The 23,897-nt window shown below is 72.1% G+C and carries 22 protein-coding genes, 1 pseudogene and 1 riboswitch; of the genes and pseudogenes, 11 read left to right on the top strand and 12 right to left on the bottom strand.

Annotation, left to right across the window (positions count from 1 at the left end; translation table 11 throughout):
* Window positions 1-163: 163 nt before the first annotated feature.
* From M8J73_RS06550 to M8J73_RS06535, 4 genes are all read right to left on the bottom strand, one after another.
* Window positions 164-1,354, bottom strand: coding sequence for a type III PLP-dependent enzyme (locus M8J73_RS06550; RefSeq protein WP_055541558.1), 1,191 nt, complete (start codon window positions 1,352-1,354; stop codon window positions 164-166).
* Window positions 1,351-3,054 carry an IucA/IucC family protein gene (locus M8J73_RS06545; RefSeq protein ID WP_249828343.1) on the bottom strand — a complete coding sequence of 568 codons (1,704 nt, stop codon included), beginning with the start codon at window positions 3,052-3,054 and terminating at the stop codon, window positions 1,351-1,353. The genes M8J73_RS06550 and M8J73_RS06545 overlap by 4 nt, the downstream gene beginning before the upstream one ends.
* A gap of 240 nt (window positions 3,055-3,294) precedes the next feature.
* The gene (locus M8J73_RS06540) at window positions 3,295-5,076 is read right to left on the bottom strand and encodes an IucA/IucC family protein (protein ID WP_249828398.1); all 1,782 of its coding nucleotides are present in this window, start codon (window positions 5,074-5,076) and stop codon (window positions 3,295-3,297) included.
* Between the two features lie 50 nt (window positions 5,077-5,126).
* Window positions 5,127-6,326: an ATP-grasp domain-containing protein gene (locus tag M8J73_RS06535; protein WP_055543017.1), complete on the bottom strand. Its 1,200-nt coding sequence runs from the start codon at window positions 6,324-6,326 to the stop codon at window positions 5,127-5,129.
* Window positions 6,327-6,678: 352 nt separating this feature from the next.
* Here M8J73_RS06535 and M8J73_RS06530 point away from each other — a divergent pair, with 352 nt between their 5' ends.
* On the top strand, window positions 6,679-7,458 hold the full coding sequence (locus M8J73_RS06530) for a (2Fe-2S)-binding protein (protein ID WP_249828397.1): 780 nt from the start codon (window positions 6,679-6,681) through the stop codon (window positions 7,456-7,458).
* A 63-nt stretch (window positions 7,459-7,521) separates the two neighbouring features.
* Here M8J73_RS06530 and M8J73_RS06525 read toward each other — a convergent pair whose 3' ends face one another.
* The gene (locus tag M8J73_RS06525; RefSeq protein ID WP_055543257.1) at window positions 7,522-8,361 is read right to left on the bottom strand and encodes a patatin-like phospholipase family protein; all 840 of its coding nucleotides are present in this window, start codon (window positions 8,359-8,361) and stop codon (window positions 7,522-7,524) included.
* A 218-nt stretch (window positions 8,362-8,579) separates the two neighbouring features.
* Between M8J73_RS06525 and M8J73_RS06520 the strand changes: the two genes are divergently transcribed.
* From M8J73_RS06520 to M8J73_RS06510, 3 genes are all read left to right on the top strand, one after another.
* Complete coding sequence (locus M8J73_RS06520; protein ID WP_079055014.1) at window positions 8,580-9,155, top strand: GNAT family N-acetyltransferase; 576 nt, start codon at window positions 8,580-8,582, stop codon at window positions 9,153-9,155.
* Window positions 9,152-9,742 (top strand): SMI1/KNR4 family protein, encoded by a 591-nt coding sequence (locus M8J73_RS06515; protein ID WP_055540443.1) that lies wholly within the window; start codon window positions 9,152-9,154, stop codon window positions 9,740-9,742. The genes M8J73_RS06520 and M8J73_RS06515 overlap by 4 nt, the downstream gene beginning before the upstream one ends.
* Window positions 9,743-10,009: 267 nt before the next feature.
* A complete protein-coding gene (locus tag M8J73_RS06510) occupies window positions 10,010-10,666 on the top strand; it encodes a polysaccharide deacetylase family protein (protein ID WP_240501524.1) in 657 nt (218 codons plus the stop codon).
* Here the strand turns inward: M8J73_RS06510 and M8J73_RS06505 are convergent.
* Window positions 10,655-11,833, bottom strand: a complete 1,179-nt coding sequence (locus M8J73_RS06505; RefSeq protein ID WP_055540461.1) for an alpha/beta hydrolase — start codon at window positions 11,831-11,833, stop codon at window positions 10,655-10,657. The two genes, M8J73_RS06510 and M8J73_RS06505, sit on opposite strands and share 12 nt — an antisense overlap.
* A 110-nt stretch (window positions 11,834-11,943) precedes the next feature.
* Here M8J73_RS06505 and M8J73_RS06500 point away from each other — a divergent pair, with 110 nt between their 5' ends.
* The gene (locus M8J73_RS06500; protein ID WP_055540445.1) at window positions 11,944-12,528 is read left to right on the top strand and encodes a DinB family protein; all 585 of its coding nucleotides are present in this window, start codon (window positions 11,944-11,946) and stop codon (window positions 12,526-12,528) included.
* On the opposite strand, the gene M8J73_RS06495 is transcribed toward M8J73_RS06500, so the two are convergent.
* Window positions 12,518-13,132 carry a cysteine hydrolase family protein gene (locus M8J73_RS06495; protein ID WP_055540446.1) on the bottom strand — a complete coding sequence of 205 codons (615 nt, stop codon included), beginning with the start codon at window positions 13,130-13,132 and terminating at the stop codon, window positions 12,518-12,520. The two genes, M8J73_RS06500 and M8J73_RS06495, sit on opposite strands and share 11 nt — an antisense overlap.
* Window positions 13,133-13,327: 195 nt before the next feature.
* On the opposite strand from M8J73_RS06495, the pseudogene M8J73_RS06490 reads away from it, so the two are divergent.
* Window positions 13,328-15,412 (top strand): annotated as a pseudogene (locus tag M8J73_RS06490) (glycoside hydrolase family 43 protein); the annotation flags it as partial.
* Between the two features lie 26 nt (window positions 15,413-15,438).
* Here M8J73_RS06490 and M8J73_RS06485 read toward each other — a convergent pair.
* Window positions 15,439-15,798, bottom strand: a complete 360-nt coding sequence (locus M8J73_RS06485) for an ArsR/SmtB family transcription factor (protein WP_055540448.1) — start codon at window positions 15,796-15,798, stop codon at window positions 15,439-15,441.
* 221 nt (window positions 15,799-16,019) lie between these two features.
* Between M8J73_RS06485 and M8J73_RS06480 the strand changes: the two genes are divergently transcribed.
* A complete protein-coding gene (locus M8J73_RS06480; RefSeq protein ID WP_055540449.1) occupies window positions 16,020-17,336 on the top strand; it encodes an MFS transporter in 1,317 nt (438 codons plus the stop codon).
* A gap of 52 nt (window positions 17,337-17,388) precedes the next feature.
* Here the strand turns inward: M8J73_RS06480 and nicT are convergent, their stop codons facing one another.
* Both nicT and M8J73_RS06470 read right to left on the bottom strand, forming a co-directional pair.
* Complete coding sequence (gene nicT, locus M8J73_RS06475) at window positions 17,389-18,513, bottom strand: Nickel transporter NicT (protein WP_055540450.1); 1,125 nt, start codon at window positions 18,511-18,513, stop codon at window positions 17,389-17,391.
* Between the two features lie 234 nt (window positions 18,514-18,747).
* Window positions 18,748-19,482 carry a DUF1775 domain-containing protein gene (locus M8J73_RS06470; RefSeq protein WP_055540451.1) on the bottom strand — a complete coding sequence of 245 codons (735 nt, stop codon included), beginning with the start codon at window positions 19,480-19,482 and terminating at the stop codon, window positions 18,748-18,750.
* A gap of 242 nt (window positions 19,483-19,724) precedes the next feature.
* Window positions 19,725-19,908: riboswitch (cobalamin riboswitch) on the top strand.
* Between the two features lie 30 nt (window positions 19,909-19,938).
* Here M8J73_RS06470 and M8J73_RS06465 point away from each other — a divergent pair.
* From M8J73_RS06465 to M8J73_RS06450, 4 genes are read left to right on the top strand one after another with little or no spacing between them, the layout of a single operon-like run.
* Window positions 19,939-20,637: an energy-coupling factor ABC transporter permease gene (locus M8J73_RS06465; RefSeq protein WP_055540452.1), complete on the top strand. Its 699-nt coding sequence runs from the start codon at window positions 19,939-19,941 to the stop codon at window positions 20,635-20,637.
* Window positions 20,634-20,990 carry an energy-coupling factor ABC transporter substrate-binding protein gene (locus M8J73_RS06460; protein WP_055540453.1) on the top strand — a complete coding sequence of 119 codons (357 nt, stop codon included), beginning with the start codon at window positions 20,634-20,636 and terminating at the stop codon, window positions 20,988-20,990. The genes M8J73_RS06465 and M8J73_RS06460 overlap by 4 nt, the downstream gene beginning before the upstream one ends.
* A 7-nt stretch (window positions 20,991-20,997) precedes the next feature.
* A complete protein-coding gene (cbiQ, locus tag M8J73_RS06455; protein ID WP_055540454.1) occupies window positions 20,998-21,747 on the top strand; it encodes a cobalt ECF transporter T component CbiQ in 750 nt (249 codons plus the stop codon).
* A complete protein-coding gene (locus M8J73_RS06450; protein ID WP_055540455.1) occupies window positions 21,744-22,601 on the top strand; it encodes an energy-coupling factor ABC transporter ATP-binding protein in 858 nt (285 codons plus the stop codon). The genes cbiQ and M8J73_RS06450 overlap by 4 nt, the downstream gene beginning before the upstream one ends.
* Before the next feature lie 69 nt (window positions 22,602-22,670).
* Here the strand turns inward: M8J73_RS06450 and M8J73_RS06445 are convergent, their stop codons facing one another.
* Both M8J73_RS06445 and M8J73_RS06440 read right to left on the bottom strand, forming a co-directional pair.
* Window positions 22,671-23,756, bottom strand: a complete 1,086-nt coding sequence (locus tag M8J73_RS06445; RefSeq protein WP_249828342.1) for an aldo/keto reductase — start codon at window positions 23,754-23,756, stop codon at window positions 22,671-22,673.
* Window positions 23,753-23,897, bottom strand: a 145-nt coding sequence (locus M8J73_RS06440; protein WP_249828396.1) for an SDR family oxidoreductase, incomplete at its 5' end; no start/stop codon positions are given. The genes M8J73_RS06445 and M8J73_RS06440, both read right to left, overlap by 4 nt.

The raw sequence follows: 23,897 nt of genomic DNA, 5'->3' as shown, positions 1-23,897 counted from the left end.
TCAGATGTTCGTCAGGTGAAATTCAGTTCACTAAGTTGTGGTGATGAGTCTGCGCCCGCCCCGCCCGCCTGTCAACGGTCACACACGGAGGGACGGTCGCGGAGGGCGGACGGTTCGGGCGCGGCAGCGGTGGGGGCGGCGGCCGGGGGGTGGAGAGGGCGGCTCAGTCCACGAAGTGGAACCCGGGGTGCGGGTGCATCAGGAAGTCGTGGTGGGAGATGTTCCAGGCGTAGGCGCCCGCGAGGGAGAACGCCACCCTGTCCCCCGCGCGGAGCCCCGGCGCGTGGACGTTCCGGGCGAGGAGGTCCTTGGGGGTGCAGAGCTGGCCGGTGAGGGTGACACGGTCCCCTTCGGCCGTGGGACGCGGCCACGGGTGGGGCCACTCCCCCACGGGCAGCACCGAGCAGGGCTGGTCGTGGCCCTTGGTCGCCGGAGTGCGCAAATGGTGGGTGCCGCCGCGCACCACGGCGAACTCCTCGCCGTGGCTGTGCTTCACATCCAGCACCTCGGTGGCGTACCAGCCGCAGTAGGCGGTCAGGGCGCGCCCGGGTTCGATGCGCAGCGTCAGTCCCGGGTGGTCGTCGAGGAGACGGGCAAGTCCGTCCCCGTACGACGGCCAGTCGAAGCGGCGGTCCGGGTCGGCGTAGTCGACGGCCATGCCGCCGCCGATGTTCACCTCGGCGAGGGGCACGCCGAGGCCGGTCGACCAGTCGACGATCGAGCGGGCGACGGACAGTTGCTCGGGGGCGTCGAGGCCGCTGGCCAGGTGCGCGTGGACGCCCCGCAGTTCGAGGTGGGCGCAGCTCCCGTCGGTGAGGGTGCGCAGGACGTCCGCCGCCCGGGTGGGGTCGATGCCGAACGGGGTGGGGCGCCCGCCCATCTCGAGGGCGCTGCCCGCGAGGGAGCCGTCCGCGACGGCGAGGTTGAAGCGGAGGAGGACCGCCACCCGGCGGCCCGGCGCGATCCGCCGGGACAGGTCGGCGAGCATCCGCAGGTCGTGCTCGCTCTCCACGTGGAAGCGCTCGACGCCGCGCTCCAGCGCCGTCGTGATCTCCTCGGGGGTCTTTCCGGGCCCGCCGAAGGCGAGCGGCCGGCCGGGAACGGACTCGGCGACATGGACGAGTTCACCGCCGGAGGAGGCCTCGTAGCCGTCGACGTACGGGCCGAGCGCGGTGAGGAGCTCCGGCTCGGAGTTGGCCTTCGCGGCGTAGTACAGCTCGACCCGGTCGGGCAACGCGGACCGTACCCCGGCGGCGTGCTCGCGCAGGGCCGACATGTCGTAGACGTAGGCGGGGAGTTCGGTCGGCCTCAGGGACAGGACACGGTCGCGTACGGCGGGGGTCGGGGCGGTCATCGGGCGCTCCAGCGGAGGATGTCCTCGGCGAGGGGCGAGGGCAGGCGGACATAGCCGGCCTCACGGTCGGCCTTGCGTTCCCAACGGGTGAGCAGGTTGGCCTTGGCGGGCAGCGGCACCCCGGCCAGCAGGGCGGCGAGGAAGGGCGGGCGGCTCTCCTCGTCGGCGTGGGCCCGCAGCACGGCGCGGACCGCCGCCCACAGGTCGGCCTCGGTCTCGGGGTGCAGATCGGCGAGGGCGGCGAGCAGCTCGGCGAGGTGGTTGACCAGCAGGCAGTACACGATCCGGTCCCAGCCGCGCCGGGCGTCGTACGTCATCGGGCCGGCGACCTCGGGCGGGAGGGCGGCGAGGGTGTCGGCGTGCTGGTCGGGGACGAGCTTGGTGCCCTCCAGGTCGCGGAAGAGGACCCGGGCGGGCATGCCGTCGGTGTCGACACAGATCAGCACGTTCTGAAGGTGGGGTTCCAGGACGACGCCGTGGTCGAAGAAGGCGGACAGGACGGGCGGGACGAGGAGGCGGAGGTAGGCCCGCCACCAGTCGAGCGCCGCCTCGGGGCCGCGTCCGGACAGGAGCCGGGAGATGTGGGCCGGGCCGGTGGGGTACTCGTCGGCGACGGCCGCCGCGAGCAGCGGGGTCGTGCCGGACGGGAGCCTCCGGGACAGGCCCTCGCGAACGATCACACCGAAGCCTTCGAGCAGGGCGCGGTCGGGGGTGCCGTCGGGGCCGGGCAGGGCGAGGCTGCGGTAGGCGGGTTCGCGGAGCAGCGCGCTGCCGGGGAAGCGGGCCTCCAGGTCGGCCAGGGCCGGGGCGAGGGCGCGGGTGAGGGCGACGGCGCCGGAGAGTTCGTAACGGGCGTGTCTGCGGACGCAGTTGGTGATGCGGACGTTGAGGCTGAACTTCAGGAAGGCGTCGCCGTCGAAGAGGGTGCGGACGGAGGCGGTGGCCGCGTACTCGGTGCCGCCTGGCCCGAGGTCGAGGATGTCGCCGCGCCCGAGGGCGTCCCGCAGCAGGCGGTGTTCGCGGAGCATCTCGTACTGCCAGGGGTGCGCGGGCAGCAGCCGGTAGCCCTCGGGGACGTCGCCGCGTTCCGGGTCGAGGACGGCGGTGGCGCCGGGCTCGGCGCTCTCCTGGGCGATCAGGTCCTCGCGTACGGCGAGGTGGCGCAGCGGGAAGACGGCGCGGGCCTCCGGGGCGTACGACCGCCAGGCGTCGGCGTCGCCGGTGCGGGCTTTCGGCGTGGGGTGGAAGCGGTGCCCGAACAGCAGGGACTGCTCGGAGGCGAGGTAGTCGGGGCGCCCGTGGGGGTCGGTGTCGCGGTCGGCGAGCGCGGCGGCGAGGGTGCGGTGACTGGAGTCGATCTGGTGCAGGAACTCGTCGTTGCGGACACCGGTGCGCAGGGTCAGTTCGTCGTGGGTGTACTCGGCGAGGCGGCGCCAGTCGAGTGCCGTCCAGCCGGTCGCGGTCTGCTCGTGCACCGGCCCGGTGAAGCGGTGGGCGCCGAGCAGGGAGGTACGGCGCAGGGCCACGCGGAGCAGCGGGCCTCGGCGGGGCAGTCTCAGCAGGAGGTGGCCGTCGCTGACTGCGGTCTGGCGTTCGGGCCCGGCCACCTCGCGCAGCAGGCAGTTGAGGAGGGTGTGGGCCGTGGCGTCGTCGGCGGTGGGCAGGTGAGCGGTACCGAGCGAGTCGGTCAGCGGAGGCATGCGGGGGCTCCAGCGGGTACGCGGGGGGCTGAGTGGGGCGGGAGGGTCAGGGGAAGGGGCGGGGCGACGGTTCCGTCACCCGTGGGCGCGGCGAGGGGGCGGCTTCGAGACGGGGCGCCGGACCGGTCGCCGGGCGTGTCGTTGGACCGGGCGTTGGACCGGTCATCCGGCGTGTCGCCGGACCGGTCATCGGGCGTATCGCCGGCTTCGCCGGGCGCATCGCCGGTCGTGGGTCGGCCATCACGCCGGACCTCCGCCCCGGAGGAGGTAGTTGGGGCCGGTCGTGTAGTGCTTGTTGATGTCGGCGGCACCCGATCGCTCCTTGCTGAGCAGGGTCCCCGCGGTCACCATCGCCTTCACCGGCAGTTCGGGGGCGTGGAGCACCCGCTCCCGGAGTGCGGCGGCTGCGTCGCCGCCGAGCCGGTCGACGGCCTCGGTGAGCCGGTCCCGTACGAGGTCCAGCAGCACCGGGAGCGGGGCGCGCCCGTGGCGGGCAAGGCCGAACGCGTAGGCGCCCGCGCAGAGGTGCACGGTGATCGTGGTGAACACGTCGGCCACCGCCCGGTCGCCGGGGGCGAAGGTCCGGTCGTCGTCGAAGCCCCAGGTGCCGCCGCCGAGTGTGGCGGTCAGCCGGGTGCTGTTGACGCGGGGGCCGTCGTTGTCCTTCAGCAGCAGCCGCAGTTCACCGTGGGCGGGGCCGAACACCAGGGAGATGTTCTGCTGGTGGGACTCCAGCGCTATGCCGTACCCGAAGAGGGTCGTCTGCCAGTCGAACAGCAGGGTGAGCACCGCGTCGAACAGGGCGATCACGTCACCGCCGTGGTGGTGTGCGGCGAGGTGATCGACGACCAGGCCACCACCGGGCGCCTCAGCGAGGAGGGCGGCCATCGGGACGACGACGGCGGCGTCGAGGTCCCCGGGGTAGCGGCGGCACAGGACGGCGAGCAGTTCGTGCCCGGCGTGCGCGTACACCGTCTCGTCGGCGTGCAGCACCCTGCCCTGGAAACGGGGTTCGCGGTCGATCACCGCCTCCAGCAGCCGCTGGCCGGCGGCGCCGTCGACGAGGGTGCCGGGTTTGACGGAACGCTTGTTCCGCAGGCCCAGGGTCGAGGTGGCCAGCGGGAGTTTGAGGTGCAGGGAGGGAGCCGCGGTCGGGGCGACCGTGCGCATCGACAGGGTGGGGACGACGTCGAGGTACGGCCAGTCGGCGAGGACGGCCGCGCCCACGAGTCCGGTCTCGCGGAGCGCGGCGTCGAGGGGCGCGCCGACGGTCGACGGGTGGACGGGCAGGACGACATGGGTGCGGTCGAGGTCGGCTAGACCGAGGGCGGAGGGGGTGGGCCACCCGTCCGGGAGCTGCCCGGCGACGGTGACGGACTCGCGGGGCAGGGCGAGCCACTGGAGCCGGAACTCCGGGTGGAACTCCGGTGCGTGGGCGAGGAGTTGCCGCTCGTCGACGCCGGCGCGGCCGCGTGCGGTCGGGTAGACGGGGTGGTCGAGCCGGGCGGCGAGGGTCTCGTACGCCAACTGGCCGCGCAGCCCCGTCCATTCGGCGAGGTCGGTGCCGTACAGCTCGGCGAGCCCGTCGGCGACCTCCTCGGCGGTGTCGTCGTGCAGCCTCGTCGCCACGAGGGTCTGACGGCACTCCTCGGCGAAGGCGTCGAAACCGCCGTGGTCGACGGGGTCGGCCAGGGCGCGCAGTTGGGCGAGGGCACTCGCGCAGGTCGGATACGCGGTGCCGTCCGACTCCCGGAGGAGCAGCGGCAGCCGGGCGGCGTACACCTGCTGGAAGCCGTCCTCGGTGACGGGGAGCAGCAGGGCGTCGTCGCCGACGGGCAGACGCAGCCAGGGGCCGTCCGGCCGCTCGACGAGGGTGCTGCTCTCCCGCAGCCCGACGACGTTCTCGCGGAGCAGGGCGCTGAGCACGCGAATGAGGAGGGCGGCCTCGACGGGGTCGGGGGCTTCCGGGACGGCGGCTTCGGTGAGGACCGCGGTCGCGGTGGCTGCGGTGAGGACTGCCATCTCGGCTGGGGCGGCTGCGGCGGAGGCGGAGGTAGAGATGGAGGTGGAGGTCACGGCTGGATCTCCCATCTGTGTGCGGCGAGGAAGTCGGCCACCGCCTGATCGACGGCCTCCTGACCCGTGCCGGTCGCGCGGAGCACACCCAGGTAGTCGCGGTTGGTCCGGTACAACTCGTGCCGCTCGCCGATGCGGCGCAGCGGACGGTACGTCAGGTGGACGCCGTCGGCGTGGAGTTCGGTCGGCTGCGGTGCCGCGACGAGCGTTCCGGCCCGGTCGGCGCACGGGTACTCCAGGCGGGCGGCGCCGTCGCGTCGTGGTTCCAGGTCGGCGGGGAGCGGCTCGCCGAGGTGGGTGCGCAGGATGTGCTCGAAGAGGGGCAGGTCGAGCAGTTCGGCGAGGAGCAGGTCGCACTGGTCGCCGATGGCCCGGTAGTTGACCTCGATGACGCGGGCCCGGCCCTCGTGGACGACGAACTCGGTGTGGCAGGCGCCGAAGCCGACGCCCAGTGCGTCGAGTTGGGCAAGGACCTGCGCGACGACCGGCTCCGGGTGGGCCGGGACGAAGGTCATCCGCTCCTCGATGAAGTACGGCGGTGGGGAGACCTCGGTGTGGAAGCCGCCGAGGACCTGCCGGACGCGGCCGTCTCCGAGGGTCTCCAGGGTGTACAGCTCACCCGGCAGATACTCCTCGACGACCAGGGTGGCGCCGGGGCGGCGGGCGAGGATCTCCTTGCCGTGGGCGACGAGGTCGGCGGGGTTCTCGACAAGCACGACGTCCTCGCTGGCGACGCCCTCGCGGGGCTTGAGGACGCAAGGGTACGGCGCGTCTGCGACCGGCGGGCCGGTCAGGTCGGCCGGTTCGGCGATCTCGGCGGACCAGACGGCGTCCACCCCGGCGGCGGCGAGCCTGCGGCGCATCTCGCCCTTGTCCTTGCAGCGCAGGGTGGCCCGCCAGTCCTTGCCCGGCAGCCCGAAGTACTGCGCGGCGAGGGCCGCCTGGGTCTGGAGGTGGTCGCTGTTGGTGAAGACCGCGGCGGGCCGGTGGTGGGTGGAGATCCGGGTGATGACGGCGCGGAAGTCGCGTACGTCGCACGGGAGGACCTCGACACCGGGGTGCTCCGGGTACGCGGTGTGATGGGCGTCCGGCTGGTCGGTGAGGATCGTGACGTCCGGACCGAGCCGGGCGGCGGCGGGCAGGAAACCCTCGGTGACGGATTCGGTGGGGTTCAGGGCGAGGAGGTACAGGCGCATGGGACGGTGCACGGCTTCCGCTGGCGGGTGAGGGGTCGGACGGGGCGGGCCGGCGACGAAGGGGGCCGCGGAGGCGGTCTGGTCAGCCCCGCGATTCACGATCCGCACCCCACTTGGCCATCGACACTTGATCTTGCAGCTAAGGTAAGGCTTACCTCCTCGCCTCACCAAACTCCCTCACGCTCTGGAGTTGCCGATGACCATGGCCTCCCTGGCGCTCCCCCGGGCCGCCGCTCCCCCGCACGCCCCGGGCCTCCCCGCCGCCACGCCCACGCACGTCACGGGTGTCCTCCCCTCCATCCCGACGGACGTCGCGGGTCTCCTCGCCGCCGCCTACCGCCGCCTGGGCGAGATGTGCGAGGTGCTGTCCGTACGAGTCGCGGGACCGGGCCAAGGCCCCATGGCGCCGTCACCCGCAATGACCACGGGAGCCGTGACGTTGACGGACGGTCAGGAAGGGCTGGAGGCGTTCGTCGAGGCCGAGGCCGCGCGGATCCTGAGCCGCCACGACCACACCGCGCCCCGCCATGTCGCCGCCTCCCGGGCCCTCCATGACTATGTGTGGTCGGTCGCCCTGTTGATGAGCGGTGTCTGGTACCTGGAGCGACGGGTCCCACGCATCGCTCCCGACGACATTCGGGTGGACGTCGCGTCGGGCACGTACGAGATCCGCCCCGGAACCGATCTCGCCTGCCTGCCGGACGACCCCGCGGCGGCGCTCACCGGCGCGCGGACGGTCGCCCACCAGGAGGCGCTGCGGGCCGAGTTGCGGGCGGCCGTGGCGGACCACATGGGGCCGGTGTTGGAGGTGTTCGGGCCGTATGTACGCCGGGGATCGCGGGCTCTGTGGGGCATGGTCTCCGACGACCTGGTCTCCGGGCTCTGGTACCTCGGGCGCACACGAGGCGACGAGGCCGCCGGGGTCAGGGCCGCGTCGGAGGTGCTGCCCGCCGCCCGCGCGCCCTTCCCGGGCGGCGCCGACTTCCGCGTACTGCGCACGGCCGACGGCCACGAGCACCCGACCCGCACGCGCAGGGGCTGCTGCCTCTACTACACGATCCGCCCGACCGAGGCCTGCTCCACCTGCCCCCGCACCTGCGACGCGGAACGCCTGCGGCGGCTGGAGGGCTGAGGCGGGCGGCCAACGGCCGGCGCCCGGAAGCCGTGCGGTTCGCTTCCCGGCCCTTGACGCACATCACCCCTGCCAGACCTCGACGACCGAGGGGGCCAGCGCGCCGGCCTGGGCGTGGCCCGCACGGGCTGCGGCGGGCCGGTGTGTGTCGTCCGCCAGATTGCGGCCCATCGCGCGACGCGCGGCACTGTCCGGGGTGAGCAGGACGACACGCGCTCCGTCGTCGGAGAGTTCGGCGGCCTGCCGCGCGGCGCTCGGATGCGGGCCGACGGCCCGAGGGACGGGTACGACGGCCAGTACCCGGCGGTACCCGCGGGCGAGTTGGAGGTTGGCGGTCGAACGGCTGCCACCGTCCATCCAGCGTCGGCCGGCCACGGTGACCGGCGGCCACACGACGGGCACGGCGCAGCTCGCCGCGACCGCTTCGAGGAGTGTGACCCCGGACGCCGAGTCGAACACCTCGGTCCTCCCGTTCAGCGCGTCGACCGCGGCGATCCGCAACTCCCGTGCGGGCCAGTCGCGTACGTCGCCCAGGAGCGGGCCGACCGTGTCGAAGACGTCCGACTCCTGGCCGGTCCGGGCACGGAGCGCAGCCCGTCCGAGGCGTTCGACGGACCGCTGGGGGTCACGGGAGCCGAGCGCCGCCCAGAGGTAGGTCGCGGTCTGGCGGGCCGTCACCGGCAGCCGGACCGCGTCGGCCCCGGAGAGTTGGCGTTCGTAGAGATCCGCGGCCGGGACGCCGGACCGGAGCCGGGAACCGAAGACGGCACCGGCGGACGTGCCGATGACGACATCGGCGCTCCCGAGATCGACCCCGGCCTCACTGAGCCCGGCGAGCACACCCACCATCCAGGCTCCGCCCACCGGCCCACCACCGCCGAGCACGAGTGCGGTACTGGACATGGCGCTCCTCCCCCTTGACCCCCGCGGCCTCCCCGCCCGCCGGAAACCGAACGGGGAGCCATCCCCGTTTACCCGGCCGACCTTAACACTTGAACCGGGGAGTGCTCCCCGTTACGTGGCGGGGGCTCCACCCTTCGCCCGACCACCCAGCGGGCTCTACCCCGAGGTCGCCCGGAATCCGATGGCGCGCCGCAGTGCGAAGCGTCAAGAATCACCGGATGCGTGAAGTGAGTCTGTCCGACGGGATCGTCACCCTGTCCCCGCTGCGACCGGACGATGCGGAGACCCATCTCGCCGGTGAGGACGAGGAGTTGGTTCGCTGGCTGAGTGGCGGTCGCAGCACACGCGAGGGCGTCGACGCGTACCTACGGCATTGTCAGGAGCAGTGGGAGGTCTCCGGCCCGCTGCGCGCCTTCGGCATCCGGGTGGGCACCGACGAGGTCCTGGCCGGGACGATCGACCTGCGCTTCACCGTGGCGGGCCTGGCTCCCGGTCAGGTCAATGTCGCTTACGGCCTCTACCCGCCCTGGAGGGGGCGCGGACTGGCCACCCGCGCGGTGCTCCTCGTCTCGGGGTACGCCGCGGCCGAGGGAGGGAAGGAGGCCGTGATCCGGGTGGAGCCCGGGAACGTCGCTTCCGCCGCGGTCGCCCGCCGGTCCGGCTTCACCCCCGGCAAGCGCACACAGGAGGAGGACGGGACGCGGCTCGACTGGTACGTCCGGGACCTGCGCCTCGATGCCTGGAGCGGCGTACGGGCTTCGCCGTCCAGAGCGGCAGCTTCAGATCCTGGATGATGATCCGTATGAACACGGAAACCTGCGACCCGGCCGAGTTGGCCGCCCTCCGCGAGATCTTCTCGTCCCATCCCGACGCGGTGCCGCCGGCCGGCTGGGAGGCGGTGCGGTCCTTCGAGGCGGAGCACGGCGTCCTCCTCCCGGAGCCGTACCGGACGTTCGTGGCGGAGATCTGCGACGGGCTGCGCGCAGGACCGCCCTACTACGGTCTGCTGCCCCTCGCGGACATACCTTCGGACTGGGGCTCGAATCGCCCTGAGCGCCGTCTTGCCGAGCCCTTCCCGCTGACGGCGGCATGGCTGTGGGAGGACGAGGGTGACGAGGAGACACTGTCGGAGGAAGAGTTCGAGGCCCGGCTGGACCCCGTGTTCGATCACGGCTCACTGCTGCTGGGCACCGACGGCTGCGGCATGTACTGGCACTTGATCGTCACCGGTCCGCAGCGCGGTCACATCTGGCAGATCGCGGGCGAGGGCGCGTTCCCCTTCGGCCCCCAGTCACCCGAGGCCCTGATGCCCGGCGAGCCCGGCTTCACGGGCTGGGTGACCCACTGGGCCCAGGGCCGCCCCTGGTTCGCGGATGCCTGAGGGCTGTTGCCGTAAAGACATCAAAGACGTGGAGGCTTTCCCCGGTGCACGCTCAAGGACGGGTATCGGTCGACCGATGACGGTGGCATGGAAACGCACTCTCTCACTGCACGCCGTCAGGTCACCCGCCGTCTGATGACTGCCGGGCTTCTCGCCGCGGCTTGGGGGGTGGTGTCCGGACCGCCGACCGGGATGGCGAGAGCCGCTTCGACGCGCCCGGGAGCGACCACGGACGGTCTACGGGCGCTGTTCGGGTCGGAGAACCGTGTGATCCGTACGTCTGAGCCGGTGGTCGCGGTGACCTTCAACGCGGCCTGGAACGACGCCGGCCTCGACAGCGTTCTCGACGACCTCGCCCGCCGGCATACGCCTGCCACGTTCTTCCTGACCGGCGCTTTCGCCGACCGCCACCCTGAAGTGGTCAGGAAGGTGGCGGCCGCAGGGCACGGGTTGGGCAACCACTCCTACAGCCATCCCTACTTCGATGACCTGACCGCAGCCGGACGACGCCGCGAGGTCCAGGCGGCGGACCAGGCCCTGCGTGCGGCCGGGGCAGTGGCAGGACAGTCCCTGACGCCGTTCTTCCGGTTTCCCTACAGCGAGACCAGCGCTGCCCAGATCGACGAGGTCAACGGCCTGGGTTTCGCGGACATCGAGTTCACCACCGACACCAACGGGTGGAAGGGGACCGAAGGCGGCATGACCGTGGACCTCGCGGTGGGCCGGGCGCTGGACGCCCTGCGTCCAGGGGCGATCGTGCAGATGCACGTCGGTACGTCCGAGGGCGGCCCCGAGGTGATCGACGCACAGGCCCTGCCGCGGATCCTCGACGCGATCACGGCACGCGGCTACCGCGTCATCGACCTCCGCACCCTGCTCACCCCCGTGGCCGGTACGGCAGACACCGGGGACCTACCGGGTTGAGTCAGGCGCGCGCTCCGGAGCAGCCAGGACCCAGGCGGCGAAGGCCTCGACGCCGTCCACGACGGCCTCGAAGCGCGGGGAGTGGAACAGGTCGAACGAGTGCTGTCCGCCGGGCAGTTCGGCATAGACAACGGCGCGGTCCGAGACCCGGCGCAGCTGGTCGACGAAGTTCCGGGCGCCCTCCACGGTCGCCAGCGCGTCCTTGGTGCCGTGGGCGATGAGGAACGGTGGCGCACCGGGGTCGAGGTACGCGTACGGTTGGTTCGGGGAAGCCGTTTCGCCGGGCTCCTCGCCGAAGAAGTGGCCGTAGTAGCCGTAGAGGCAGATCGCGGCGGTGACCGAGGTGTCGGCCGACTCGAAGCCGGGCTGGAACTCGGGGTGGTTCGGTGTGAGGGCACACATGGCGGCCAGGTTGGAGCCGGCGGAGCTGCCCGCCACGAACAGCCTCGACGGATCGGCGCCGTACTCGGGGGCGTGCTCGCGGACCCAGGCGATGACCTTCTTGGCGTCGATCTGATGGCCGGGGAACGTCGTCTCGGGCCGCAGCCGGTAGTTGGCGCTGATGCACACCCACCCCTGGCCGGCGAGCCGGTGGAGCAGGGGCCGGGCCTCGCGGTTCTTCGCTCCGCCGGTGAACCCGCCGCCGTGGAAGTAGATCAGGACCGGCGCGTTCCGCGGTGCGTCGCGGCGACGGTAGACGTCGAGGAGGTTCCGGCGCCCGGCGTCGCCGTAGGCGATGTCGGGGATCCGCCGCACGTCACGCCGCCGCATCAGGGCCGGCAGCAGCATGATGCGGGCCCAGGGCCGGTGGCGGCGCAGCGGTGCGTGCACACGAGCCCGCCAGTCGGCCCCGAGGCCCTGTTCAAGAGCCCGGCCGACCACCTGATCCGTACGCAGGCCCCGCCACGCGGAGACAGCGAGGCCGACGACGGTGACGGCCGCCACGGCCGCTGTCACCTTGGCGGCCGGGGAGTCCAGATCGCCCTCGGCGGCGGCCAGTGCTGTGGAGGCCACCAGGACGTAGATGCCCACGAACGGCACCTCGTTGAGGCCGAGGCCGCACCAGAAACTCAGGGTCCCCAGTGGTCGAGGCCGACGTGGCGCGACAACGGCGAAGAACGTGCACCAGGCGAAGATCGTGGTCGTCACCATGTATCCCACCGGCATCTCCACGAAGTACCCCCGTCGCCCCTGAAGTGGCCGGGCCCTCCGCCTGCCGTCCCGAACCACGTACTGGATCTTGAGACCGCGAAGGCCCCATGGCAGGCTCATGCCGCATGATCGATGACTTCGCGAAACGCGACCTGCACGGGAGACTACGGCGGGACCGCGAGGCGCTGCTCTGGAAACTCGACGACCTGTCCGAATACGACGCCCGCCGACCTCTGACAGCGACCGGGACCAACCTCCTCGGCCTCGTCAAACACGTGGCCACCGTCGAGGCCAGATACTTCGGCGAGGTCTTCGACCGCCCTTCCCCGGAGCCGCTGCCCCGGTGGCAGGACCACAACGGCAGCGATCTGTGGGCGACCGAGGACGAGACCCGCGATCAGATCATCGGGTTCTACCGGCGCACGTGGGACCACTCGGACGCGACGATCAACGAGCTTGCCCTCGACGCGCCCGGCCATGTGCCGTGGTGGCCGGAGCCCCGTCCCAACACGAACCTGTTCGCCGTCATGGTCCATGTTCTCGCCGAGTCCGTCCGGCACGCCGGGCACGCCGACATCCTCCGCGAGGGCCTCGACGGCCGGACCGGATTGCGCGCCGCACACGAGACGCAGATCGACGAGGAAGCCCGTGCGGCGTACTGCGCGAAGATCGAGCAGGCCGCCAGATCGGCCGCACCGATCAAGGGGTAGATGACGTCTCACGTGACCTGATGTCGGTGCGACATGATGCCGGCATCTGGCCGATGACTTTGAGCCAGTCCTCGACGGTGACCACATCCGCCCACTGCGGGAACAGCCTTTCCGTGAGCATCGTGTGGACCTCGGGGTCGGTGTCGAGGCAGGCGTCCGCCAGGACGGTGAGACCGAAGTCCAGGTCGATGGCGTGCCACAGGGTGGACAGCACTACGGCGCTGGTGGCGATGCCGGTGAGAACGAGGCTGTCGATGTCGCGTGCCCTGAGGACCAGATCGAGGTCGCTGCCCGAGAACGCGCTCCCTCTCCTCTTGGTCACCACCACGTCGCCCTGTCGGGGCGCGACGTCGTCATGGATCTCGGTGCCGGGGGCGCCCTCGGTGAACAGGCCGGCCCGCAGCACGTTCGCCATCACCTTGTTGCGCGGGCTGACTTGCCGATCACCCGGCCGTAAGCCCATCACCACGTAGATCACAGGGATGTCGGCAGCTCGGGCACCGTCGATCGCTCTACGCAAGCGCGGCAGGTAGCCGGAACCGTCATCGGCGATGGCCACGACATCCCGTTGGACGTCCATCACCAGAAGTGCGCTGTTCGTCATGGTTGCCGTTCCTTCCCCATCGGAAAACGAGGGCCAGCCTGGTACGTGTCTGCGCCCCTCATCCACGGTCGAAACTTTCGATGGTGTCCGGGGACAGTTCGACGATTGACGTGCGTCGACCCAAATAGCAACACTCTTCGGCGGGTTTCCAACAGGAAGCGTCAAAAGCTCGCAGCTCTGGAGGTCGGCTTGCAGGAGTACGCCGGTTACGTCTTCGTCTACTTCACCGGCGAGGGCAGCCCGGACGGCGAGCAGATCCGGTTCGCGCTCAGCCGGGGCGACGACCCCCTCCGCTGGCGCGAGTTGAACGGCGGCGCGCCGGTCCTGACGTCGGACCTCGGGACGAAGGGCCTGCGTGATCCGTTCCTCATCCGCTCGCCGCGGGGCGACGGGTTCCATCTGATCGCCACCGACCTCCGTATGCACGGCGAGCAGGTCGGCGACTGGGACCGTGTCCAGCGCACCGGCAGCACCGCGCTCATGGTCTGGGACAGCACCGACCTCGTGCACTGGACCGACCGGCGACTGGTCCGCCTCGCCCCAGACACCGCCGGCAACCTCTGGGCCCCGGAGGCGTGTCACGATCCCGACCGGGACGAGTACGTCGTCTTCTGGGCCTCCAGGCTGTACGCCGCCGACGACCCGGAGCGCACCGCCGACACGCACAACGTGATGTTGTACGCGACCACCCGCGACTTCCGAGTCTTCAGCGAACCCCGGCTCTGGAACGACCCCGGTCACTCCGTCATCGACTCCACGGTCGTCCGGCACGACGGCACCTACTACCGCTTCACCAAGGACGAGCGCGCCCACTCGCCCGAGGCGCCCGGCGGGAAGTTCATCACCGTGGAGAGGTCGGCCGACCTGCGGGCGACGTCGTACGCGTTCGTGGCCGACCGCGTGGGGATGGGGGCGATCGAGCAGGGCGAGGGCCCGATCGTGTTCAGGTCCAACACCGAGGCCAAGTGGTACCTGTTCATCGACGAGTTCAGCGGGCGCGGCTACGTCCCCTTCGAGACCACCGACCTCGACTCCGGCAGGTGGACGCCCTGCGAGGACCACGCCCTGCCGCCCGGCGCCCGACACGGCTCCGTCCTGCCGGTGACCCGGGCCGAGTACGAGCGGCTGCTGGCCGCGTACGCGCCGGGCACATCCGTCGTCGACGCCCACATCCGTACGGGTCTGAAGGCGTACGCCCTCGTCGACGAGCACACCTCGAAGGTCGTGCTGCCACTGCATCCGGGCACCGAACTCGACGCGCTCGCACCCGACTTCGACCTCGCCGCAGGCGCGAGCATCGACCCGCCGTCGGGCACCCCACGCGACTTCCGCACCCCGCGGCCGTACACGGTCACGGCCGCCGACGGCACCCGGCGCACCTGGACGGTCGAGGCCGTCCCCATGCGCAGCCCGCTGCTGCCGGGGCTGACCGCCGACCCCAACATCCAGGAGTTCGGCGGCCGTTACTACATCTACCCGACGACCGACGGCTTCGAGGACTGGGGCGGCACCCGGTTCACGGTCCACTCCTCCGACGACCTCGTCACCTGGCAGGACCACGGGGTCGTCCTGGATCTGGAGACCGATGTGAGCTGGGCGGACCGGTACGCGTGGGCGCCGACCGCCGGGGAGCGCGACGGGGCGTACTACTTCTACTTCTGCGCGAACCAGCAGATCGGCGTCGCCGTCGGGGACAGTCCCACGGGCCCCTTCCGGGACGCGCTCGACCGGCCCCTCATCGCACGGGACGACTACGCCGGCCAGATGATCGACCCGGCCGTGTTCCGGGACGACGACGGCACCACGTACCTGTACTGGGGCAATACCGAGGCGTACGGGGTGCCGCTCCACGACGACATGGTGTCGTTCGACCCGGAGCGGGTGCGGCGGTTCACCCCGGAGGGGTTCCGCGAGGGCGCGTTCGTCGTCAAGCGGCGGGGCGTCTATTACTTCATGTGGTCGGAGGACGACACCCGCAGCGAGGACTACCGGGTCGCCTACGCCACCGGCCCCTCGCCGCTCGGGCCGTGGACCAAGAAGGGGGTGATCCTGCGCAAGCGGCCCGAGTACGGGATCCTCGCCACCGGTCATCACACCGTCGTGAACGTCCCCGGCACCGACGACTGGTTCATCTGCTACCACCGGTTCGCGGTTCCCGGCCCCGGAACGCCGCGCGGCGACGGCACGCACCGTGAGTCGACCCTGGACCGGCTGGTGTTCGCGGCCGACGGCTCCATCGAGGAGGTCGTCCCCACCCTCGGGTCCATCGACCCCGTCTGAGCCCTCTTCCGCGCACATGCGCGGGGTCAGTCGTGGGGCGCCTGTCCGCTGACGCGGTGGTCGGCGTGGCTGAGGGCCTCGACGACCAGGCGCCGCAGATGTCCGTCGCTGAGGCTGTAGTGGATGTGGCGCCCCTCGCGGCGGGTTTGCACGAGCCCGGCGAGCCGCAGCTTCGCGAGGTGCTGGCTGACCGCGGTCCGGGACGCGTCGCAGCGTTCGGCCAGGGATCCGACGTCGGACTCGCCCTGCGCGAGGAGCCACAGCAGATGCAGCCGGGTGACGTCGGAGAGCATCGCGAACACCCCGGTCGCCTCGGTGAGCCGCGCGCTGTCGGGAGCGCGCAGATGCGCACCGGGTGCAGGTGACACGGCGTGGCGTTCTGGCATGAGGCCAGCCTAGAGCCATCTGCCGGACCGTGGGCCGATCGTGACGGTCGAGACGGCCGAAGCGACGGCGACTCCAGGGCCATCATGTGCGCAGATGCGCACATGATGGCTACACTCGGAGGACATCATGCGCCGTCGCTTCGACCGTCACGCCGCGCCGTCGCCCGTGCCGTCGCCCGAGGCCGTCACGCCGAGCCTTCGTGCAGAGGGGAGCCGCCCGTATGCTCGCCGTCCTGCGTCACCGCACCTATCGGCATCTGTTCGCCGCCCAGGTCATCGCACTGCTGGGTACGGGGCTCGCGACCGTCGCCCTGGGGCTGCTGGCGTACGACCTGGCGGGCGCCGCCGCCGGGTCCGTGCTGGGCACCGCGCTGGCGATCAAGATGGTGGCGTACGTGACGGTCGCCCCGGCCGTCGGCGCGATCGCGGACCGGCTGCCGCGCCGGGCGCTCATGGTGTCGGCGGACCTGGTGCGTGCCGGGGTCGCGGTGTTCCTGCCGTTCGTGGACTCGGTGTGGCAGGTGTACGTCCTGGTGTTCCTCCTCCAGTCGGCGTCCGCGGTGTTCACGCCGACGTTCCAGGCCGTGATCCCCGATGTGCTGCCCGAGGAGCGCGCCTACACGCGGGCGCTGTCGATGTCCCGTCTCGCCTACGACCTGGAGAGCCTCTTCTCCCCCGCGCTCGCGGCGGCCCTGTTGTCCGTCATCACCTACAACTGGCTGTTCAGCGGTACCGTTCTCGGCTTCCTCGCGTCGGCCGCGCTGGTCGTCTCGGCCGTGCTGCCCGAACGCACGGCACGCCCCGGGCCCGGGGTCGGTCGACGCTCGGGCATCCGCGGCTTCCTCGCCGTCCCCCGGCTGCGGGCGCTCCTCGCCCTGGACCTCGCGGTCGCCGCGGCCGGCGCGATGGTCACCGTCAACTCCGTGGTCTACGTCCGCGATGTGCTGGGCCTGTCCGAGGGCGCCGTACCGCTGGCGCTCGGCGCGTACGGGGCCGGGTCGATGGTGGTGGCGCTGGCACTGCCTCGGCTGCTGGACCGGGTGCCGGACCGGGCGGTGATGCTGCCGGCCGCGCTGCTGCTGACGGTCGTCTTCGCCGGTCTGGGTGCCGTCACCGCGGCACCGGGCGGCGCGTGGCGGGTGCCCGCGCTGCTCGGCGTGTGGGCCGCGTTCGGCGCGGCGTGCTCGGCGGTGCTCACGCCGACCGGGCGGCTGATCCGGCGGTCCGTGCCGGCCGGGGAGCGCACGGCCGCGTTCGCCGCCCAGTTCTCCCTCTCGCACGGCTGCTGGCTGCTGACCTATCCGTTGGCCGGCTGGCTCGGCGCGACGGCCGGACTCGACTGGACGACGCTCGCCCTGGGGACGATCGCGCTGGCCGCGGCGCTGCTGGCCGTGCGGCTGTGGCCGACGTCGCCCGCGCCCCATGTGCACTCCGACCTGCCCCTCGGCCACCCGCATCTGGCGGACGCCCTACGGGTCCCGACGGGCTGGCGCCACAGCCATGGACGACTCACGGACGGACTCCACGCGGGCCTCTGACGACACCGGATCGGACGGCTCCCCCGGCGACTCACACACGAAATCGCGGAGTTCAGCCCGTTGTCCACTTCTCCTCGATCCGGGCGAGGCGCCACACCAGCAGGGCGATCACCCAGGTCGCGAAGAAGAGGGCGACGACGACATAGCCGACGGTGTTGAGGTCGACGCCGGCGACCCGGTCCCAGAACGGGCCGTGGAGGTGGGTCTTCTCGGTGATGAGGCCGAGCAGTTCGACCGTGCCGATGATGAGGGCGACGGCGACCGAGAGGCCGGTGACGGTGAGGTTGTAGTAGACCTTGCGGACCGGCTGGGAGAACGCCCAGCCGTAGGCGAAGTTCATGAACGAGCCGTCGATCGTGTCGAGCAGTGACATGCCGGCCGCGAACAGGACGGGCAGGCACAGGATCGCGTACCAGGGCAGTCCCGAGGCCGCGCCCGATCCCGCCAGCACCAGCAGCGCGACCTCCGTGGCCGTGTCGAAGCCGAGGCCGAAGAGCAGCCCGAGCGGATACATCTGCCACGGCTTGGTGATGGACCGCATCAGCCGGCCGAGGAGCCGGTTCAAGAGGCCCCGCTTGTTCAGCTGTTCCTCCAGCGCGGCCTCGTCGTAGGAGCCCGCCCGCATGGCGCGGAACACTTTCCAGATGCCCGCCATGATCACCAGGTTGACGATCGCGATGGCGTACAGGAACGTCCCGGAGACGGTGGCGCCGATCCAGCCGGTGACGGCGTGCAGTCCGGAGTCCGCGTTCCGGGTCGGCCCGGCGAGCGCCTTGACGCCGAGGGAGAGCAGGAAGGTGAGGGCGAAGACGACCGACGAGTGGCCGAGGGAGAACCAGAAGCCGACCGACAGCGGCCGTCGCCCCTCGCTCATCAGCGTGCGGGTGGTGTTGTCGATGGCCGCGATGTGGTCGGCGTCGAAGGCGTGCCGCATGCCGAGGGTGTAGGCGGTGACGCCCATGCCGATGCCGAAGGTCCTGCTGCCGACGCTGTAGTGCTCGGGGGCCACGATCACGACCAGCGTGAACCAGCCGACGAGGTGCAGGGCCAGGATGAACGCGGCCATCGCGCCGAGGCTCGCCCACTCCTCGCGGGTCAGAGAGGCGCGGATCCGACGCCAGGAGAAGCCGCCCTCCCCGGCGGGGGCCGGGCGGGCGGTCTCGGAGGCTGTGGCCATGGACGTGCGCCTTCTGTCGTCGAGCGGTCGGCCCCCTCAGCCTTGTGCCGGTGATGAGTAGCTGCAAGTAAGTCGCAGTAAAGCCCGTGCCACGTTTCGGTCAGGTCGCGGCAGGCCCCGCGGCCGAAGCCCGGAAGCACTCGATGCAGGGTCCGTGCGGCTCAGCGGGTGCCCAAGGCCGGGCCGGTGCGCCCAATCGACAGCAGGCACCCGGCCGTTCGCGTCGACGAAGGGTCAGGCGGAGCCCTCGCGGCGGCTTCGCCACCACCACAGGCCGCCGCCGAGGACGAGGACGGCCGCGCCGATACCGACGGGGACGGCCAGGGGAATGCCGTCGTCGGTGTCGTCCGCCGCGGGCTTCGCCGACGGCGCCGGGGTCTTCTCGGCGCTGGGCTCCTCTGAAGGGGACGCTGTCGAGGGCTCCTCCGAAGGGCTGGGGGTGGGGCTGACGAGCTTCGCGCCGGACGCGGCGGGCTTCAGGTCCAGACGGGGCGCGGGGTGGCCATGGCCGTGCCCGTCGCCGCCGGAGTCGTCCAGTTCGATCCAGCGGTCCACCTTGCCGTCGCTGTAGGACTGCAGGGTCTTGAACACGAGCGACTCGGCGTCGGGCAACTGCCGTACGGTGACCTCGTACTCGGCGTCCTCCCCCACCGCGAGCTTCGGTCCGGAGACGGTGTAGCCCCGGTCTGTGGCGGCGAACTTCCAGCCTTTGGGCCCCTCTTCGTAGGTGACGTCGGCGGGGGCGATGCCCTTCGGCAGGATCACCTCCAGCTTCGTGATGCCGGCCGAGGCGGACTCCGACTCGGCGGAGAAGGTCAGCTCGACGTTCTGGTCGAGGGCGCGGGCGCCCTCCGCCTCGACCTCCGCGTGGGCCGCGGCCGGTGCCGCGGCGGCGACGGCGACCGCGAGCGCGGTCGCGGTGAGGACGCCGAGACGGCGCGTGCTGCGTGCCAGGGTCGGGCGGTGCACAGCTGACTCCCTTGTGCCGAAGGTGCGAAGCCTGCATTCAAGCGCAGGGTCCGCGCACCGGCAAAAGGCGGCCCTCGGCACCGGGAGGGCCGCCATACCGGCAAATCCGCCCTATGGGGCAGGGGCGTTGGGCCTCCTGTGGTGTGCGCCGCGTGGGACGGCTGGGGCGTGCGCCGGGGTGTGAGCTGTTCACCACCGCCGTCACGCCCCTGTCTGCGCTTGTCAGCGGCCTTGTGCGGGCACTACTGTCACCACGCCTTGGTGAACGGGAAATCCGGTGTGATGCCGGTGCGGCCCTCGCCACTGTGATCGGGAAGTCCGGCTCCAGTCCTCACGGACAGCCACTGGGTCCTTGTGACCCGGGAAGGCGGAGCACGGGCGGTGGTACCCGTCAGCCAGGAGACCGGCCAAGGCACGTCAACCATCCACGAGGTGCTGGAGAGGGTCTGCTGAGCCATGCACATAGCCGAGGGTTTCCTTCCTCCGGCGCACGCGATCGCCTGGGGTGTCGCGTCCACGCCGTTCGTCGTCCACGGAGTACGGTCACTCACCCGTGAGGTCAGGGAGCACCCGGAGAGCACGCTGCTGCTCGGTGCCTCAGGAGCCTTCACCTTCGTCCTGTCCGCGCTGAAGCTGCCGTCCGTCACCGGTAGTTGCTCCCACCCCACCGGCACGGGACTGGGCGCCATCCTGTTCCGGCCGCCGATCATGGCGGTGCTGGGCACCATCACCCTGCTCTTCCAGGCCCTGCTGCTCGCCCACGGCGGCCTGACCACGCTCGGCGCGAACGTCTTCTCCATGGCGATCGTCGGCCCCTGGGTCGGGTACGCCGTCTACAGACTGCTGCGGCGCTACGACGTACCGTTGATGGTCGCGGTGTTCTTCGGCGCGTTCTTCGCCGACCTGTCCACCTACTGCGTCACCAGCGTCCAGCTCGCGCTCGCGTTCCCGGACCCGAGCAGCGGATTCCTGGGCGCGCTAGGCAAGTTCGGTTCCATCTTCGCCGTCACCCAGCTCCCCCTCGCGGTGAGCGAGGGCCTGCTCACGGTGCTCGTGATGCGGCTCCTGGCGCAGTCGAGCAAGGGCGAGCTGACGCGGCTCGGGGTGCTCGTGGCGGGCAAGCGGGACACGACGACCGAGGCGGTGGCGCGATGAGCCGGAACACGAAGATCAACCTCCTGCTGCTGCTCGTCGTGGCCGCGCTCGCCGTGCTGCCGCTGGCACTCGGGCTCGGCGACCACAAGAAGGAGCCCTTCACGGGGGCGGACGGGGAGGCCGAGAGCGCGATCACCGAGATCGAGCCGGACTACAAGCCGTGGTTCTCCCCCCTGTACGAGCCGCCCTCCGGTGAGATCGAGTCCGCTCTGTTCTCCCTCCAGGCCGCCCTCGGCGCGGGCGTCCTCGCCTACTACTTCGGCCTGCACCGGGGCCGCCGCCAGGGTGAGGCGAGGGCGCTGGCGCGGCAGGAGACCGCGAAGACGGCCGAATCCGGCGCCGAAGAGGTCTGACGCCCCCGTGCTGCCGATCGACGAGGCGGCGCACAGCAGTCGCTGGCGCCGCCGCCATCCCGTGGACAAGGCCGTGCTCGGGCTCGGCCTCACCGTGCTCGCGATCTCACTGCCGCCCTGGCCCGGCGCGGCCCTGGTCCTGCTGACGTCGCTCGTCGTGCTGCTCGGACCGGCCGGCGTGCCGCGCCGCCGGCTGTGGCGCGCCTACCGGGTGCCGCTCGGGTTCTGTGTGACCGGGGCGCTGCCCCTGCTCGTCCAGGTCGGCGGGCCCGACGGTTTCGTGACCCTCGCCGAGGGCGGTCCGGTCCGTGCGGCGGAGCTGCTGCTGCGGACCTCAGCCGCCTCCCTGGGCGTCCTGCTGTTCGCGTTCACCACCCCGATGTCGGATCTGCTGCCGCGGCTGGTGCGGGCCGGGGTGCCCGCGCCGGTGGTGGACGTCGCCCTGGTGACGTACCGCATGAGCTTCCTGCTCCTGGACTCCGTCCGCCGGATCCGCGACGCGCAGGCGGCCCGGCTCGGGCACACCACACGGGCCGCCACCTGGCGGTCGCTCGCCGGGCTCGGCGCGACCGCGTTCGTGCGGGCCTTCGACCGGGCGGCGCGGCTCCAGACGGGGCTCGCCGGGCGGGGCTACGACGGCACCCTGCGCGTCCTGGTGCCCGAGGCGCGGGTCTCCGCCCGCTTCACCACGGCCAGTGTCGTCCTCCTCGCGGCCGTGGCCGCTCTCACCTTCGTCCTGGAAAGGCCGCTGACATGAGCGAGCCCGTGCTGGTCGCCCTGCGGGGTGTGTCCTTCGCGTACGAGGACGGCCCGGCCGTGCTCAGCGATCTCGACTTCGAGGTGCGGGAGGGCCGCGCGCTCGCCCTGCTGGGCCGCAACGGCAGCGGCAAGACGACGCTGATGCGGCTGCTCAGCGGCGGACTGCGGCCCCACTCGGGCGAATTGACGGTCGAGGGGCGGCCGGTGTCGTACGACCGCAAGGGCCTGACCGGGCTGCGGACGACCGTCCAACTGGTGGTGCAGGACCCCGACGACCAGCTGTTCGCGGCGTCGGTCGCCCAGGACGTGTCGTTCGGGCCGCTGAACCTCGGGCTGCCCGACGACCAGGTGCGCATACGGGTGGACGAGGCGCTCGCCGCGCTCGGTATCTCCGCCCTCGCGGACCGGCCCACGCATCTGCTCTCCTACGGCCAGCGCAAGCGGACCGCGATCGCCGGCGCCGTGGCGATGCGGCCCCGGGTGCTGATCCTCGACGAGCCGACCGCGGGCCTCGACCCCGACGGGCAGGAACGGCTGCTCGCCACCCTGGACGGGCTCCGCCGGTCCGGCACGACCGTGGTGATGGCCACCCACGACGTCGATCTGGCGCTGCGGTGGGCCGACGACGCGGCGCTGCTCACCCCGTCCGGCGCGCGGACCGGCCCGGTCGCCGCGATGCTGGCCCGCACGGACCTCCTCGAGCAGGCGGGGCTGCGTCTCCCCTGGGGCATCGCGGTCACCCGGCTCCTGCGCGAGCGGGGCCTGCTGACGGACGACGCGCCCGGTCCGCGCACCCCCGACGAGCTGGCCACGCTGACGGGCGCCGCTCCCCCGGTACCGGCCGACGGCTGACCCCGTTCACTGATCCCGCCTCGTACTCGGCGACGCCGTCGGCGCGGACCTCGGTGGGCGGGGCGACCCTCACGACCGTTCCGTCGGCGACGGGCTTCCCTCAAGGGGCGTGTCGAGCGGCGCATGCGGCGTGTCCAGGGGCGTCGTCCGGGGCGTGGGCACCGGGACATCCGGGGCGAGCAGACCCTCCGCGCGCAGCTCGTCCCAGAGGGCGGCCGGTACGGGGGCCCTCAGCTGCTCCACGGTGTCGCGCACCTCGTCGGTGGAGCGGGCGCCGGTGAGGACGCTCGCGACCGCCGGGTGGCCGAGCGGGAAGTGGAGGGCGGCGGCGCGCAGGGGCACACCGTGGCGTTCGGTGACCGCCTTGAGCCGGCGGGCCCGGTCGAGGACGGGCTCCGGAGCGGGCGCGTAGTCGTACGTGGCACCAGGGGCGGGCTCGGCGAGGAGGCCCGAGTTGAGGACGCCGCCGGCGAGGACGCTTCTGCCGCGGGCGGCGGCCTCGGGGAGCAGCTCGGTGAGGCCCTCCTGTTCGAGGAGGGTGTAGCGGCCGGCGAGGAGGACGACGTCGATGTCGGTCTCGCGCAGGAAGCGGGTGGGGAGAGCCGACTGGTTCATGCCGACGCCGATCGCGCCGACGACACCTTCGCCGCGGAGGCGTTCCAGTGCCGGGTACGCCTCGTCGAGGGCCTGCTCGGCGTGGTCGTCGGGGTCGTGGAGGAGGACGATGTCCACCCGGTCCAGGCCCAGGCGGTGCAGGCTGGCTTCGAGGGAGCGGCGGACGCCGTCGGCGCTGAAGTCCCAGACGCGGCGCAGGGTCGCGGGGACGGCGAAGCCGTTGGCCAGGTCGTCGCCGTCACCAGCGCCGTGGCCGTCGCCGTCGCCGTCGGCGGGCACGAGCAGGCGGCCGACCTTTGTGGAGACGGTGTAGGACTCCCGGGGGCGGTCGCGCAGGGCCTCGCCGAGGCGGCGTTCGGACAGGCCGAGGCCGTAGTGGGGTGCCGTGTCGAAGGTGCGGATCCCCGCGTCCCAGGCGGCGTCGATCGCGGCGGCGGCCTCCTTGTCGGTCACCGGCCGGTAGAGGTTGCCGATGCCGGCGGCGCCGTAGGAGAGCTCGGTGACCTCGACGTCGGTGCGGCCGAGGGTCCTGGTCCTCATGAGGTCGCCGGTCGGAGCCGGAGTCCCTGCATGCCGCCGTCCACCGCGAGGGAGGTGCCGGTGACGGACGCCGCCGCCGGGCTCGCCAGGTAGACGATGGCGGCGGCGACCTCGTCGGGGGTGACGAGGCGTCCCATGGGC

Origin of the sequence: Streptomyces neyagawaensis (assembly GCF_023516595.1) — a bacterium.
In the GTDB taxonomy this organism is placed as follows: domain Bacteria; phylum Actinomycetota; class Actinomycetes; order Streptomycetales; family Streptomycetaceae; genus Streptomyces; species Streptomyces neyagawaensis.
Note: the sequence above shows the minus strand (reverse complement) of the source record. Positions and strands in the feature narration are given on the sequence as shown.

Coding starts and splice junctions, on each gene's coding strand:
- M8J73_RS06550 (WP_055541558.1), bottom strand. CDS start 1,354: ATGACCGCCCCGACCCCCGCCGTACGCGACCGTGTCCTGTCCCTGAGG.
- M8J73_RS06545 (WP_249828343.1), bottom strand. CDS start 3,054: ATGCCTCCGCTGACCGACTCGCTCGGTACCGCTCACCTGCCCACCGCC.
- M8J73_RS06540 (WP_249828398.1), bottom strand. CDS start 5,076: ATGGCAGTCCTCACCGCAGCCACCGCGACCGCGGTCCTCACCGAAGCC.
- M8J73_RS06535 (WP_055543017.1), bottom strand. CDS start 6,326: ATGCGCCTGTACCTCCTCGCCCTGAACCCCACCGAATCCGTCACCGAG.
- M8J73_RS06530 (WP_249828397.1), top strand. CDS start 6,679: ATGTGCGAGGTGCTGTCCGTACGAGTCGCGGGACCGGGCCAAGGCCCC.
- M8J73_RS06525 (WP_055543257.1), bottom strand. CDS start 8,361: ATGTCCAGTACCGCACTCGTGCTCGGCGGTGGTGGGCCGGTGGGCGGA.
- M8J73_RS06520 (WP_079055014.1), top strand. CDS start 8,580: ATGCGTGAAGTGAGTCTGTCCGACGGGATCGTCACCCTGTCCCCGCTG.
- M8J73_RS06515 (WP_055540443.1), top strand. CDS start 9,152: ATGATGATCCGTATGAACACGGAAACCTGCGACCCGGCCGAGTTGGCC.
- M8J73_RS06505 (WP_055540461.1), bottom strand. CDS start 11,833: ATGCCGGTGGGATACATGGTGACGACCACGATCTTCGCCTGGTGCACG.
- M8J73_RS06500 (WP_055540445.1), top strand. CDS start 11,944: ATGATCGATGACTTCGCGAAACGCGACCTGCACGGGAGACTACGGCGG.
- M8J73_RS06495 (WP_055540446.1), bottom strand. CDS start 13,132: ATGACGAACAGCGCACTTCTGGTGATGGACGTCCAACGGGATGTCGTG.
- M8J73_RS06485 (WP_055540448.1), bottom strand. CDS start 15,798: ATGCCAGAACGCCACGCCGTGTCACCTGCACCCGGTGCGCATCTGCGC.
- M8J73_RS06480 (WP_055540449.1), top strand. CDS start 16,020: ATGCTCGCCGTCCTGCGTCACCGCACCTATCGGCATCTGTTCGCCGCC.
- nicT (WP_055540450.1), bottom strand. CDS start 18,513: ATGGCCACAGCCTCCGAGACCGCCCGCCCGGCCCCCGCCGGGGAGGGC.
- M8J73_RS06465 (WP_055540452.1), top strand. CDS start 19,939: ATGCACATAGCCGAGGGTTTCCTTCCTCCGGCGCACGCGATCGCCTGG.
- M8J73_RS06460 (WP_055540453.1), top strand. CDS start 20,634: ATGAGCCGGAACACGAAGATCAACCTCCTGCTGCTGCTCGTCGTGGCC.
- M8J73_RS06450 (WP_055540455.1), top strand. CDS start 21,744: ATGAGCGAGCCCGTGCTGGTCGCCCTGCGGGGTGTGTCCTTCGCGTAC.
- M8J73_RS06445 (WP_249828342.1), bottom strand. CDS start 23,756: ATGAGGACCAGGACCCTCGGCCGCACCGACGTCGAGGTCACCGAGCTC.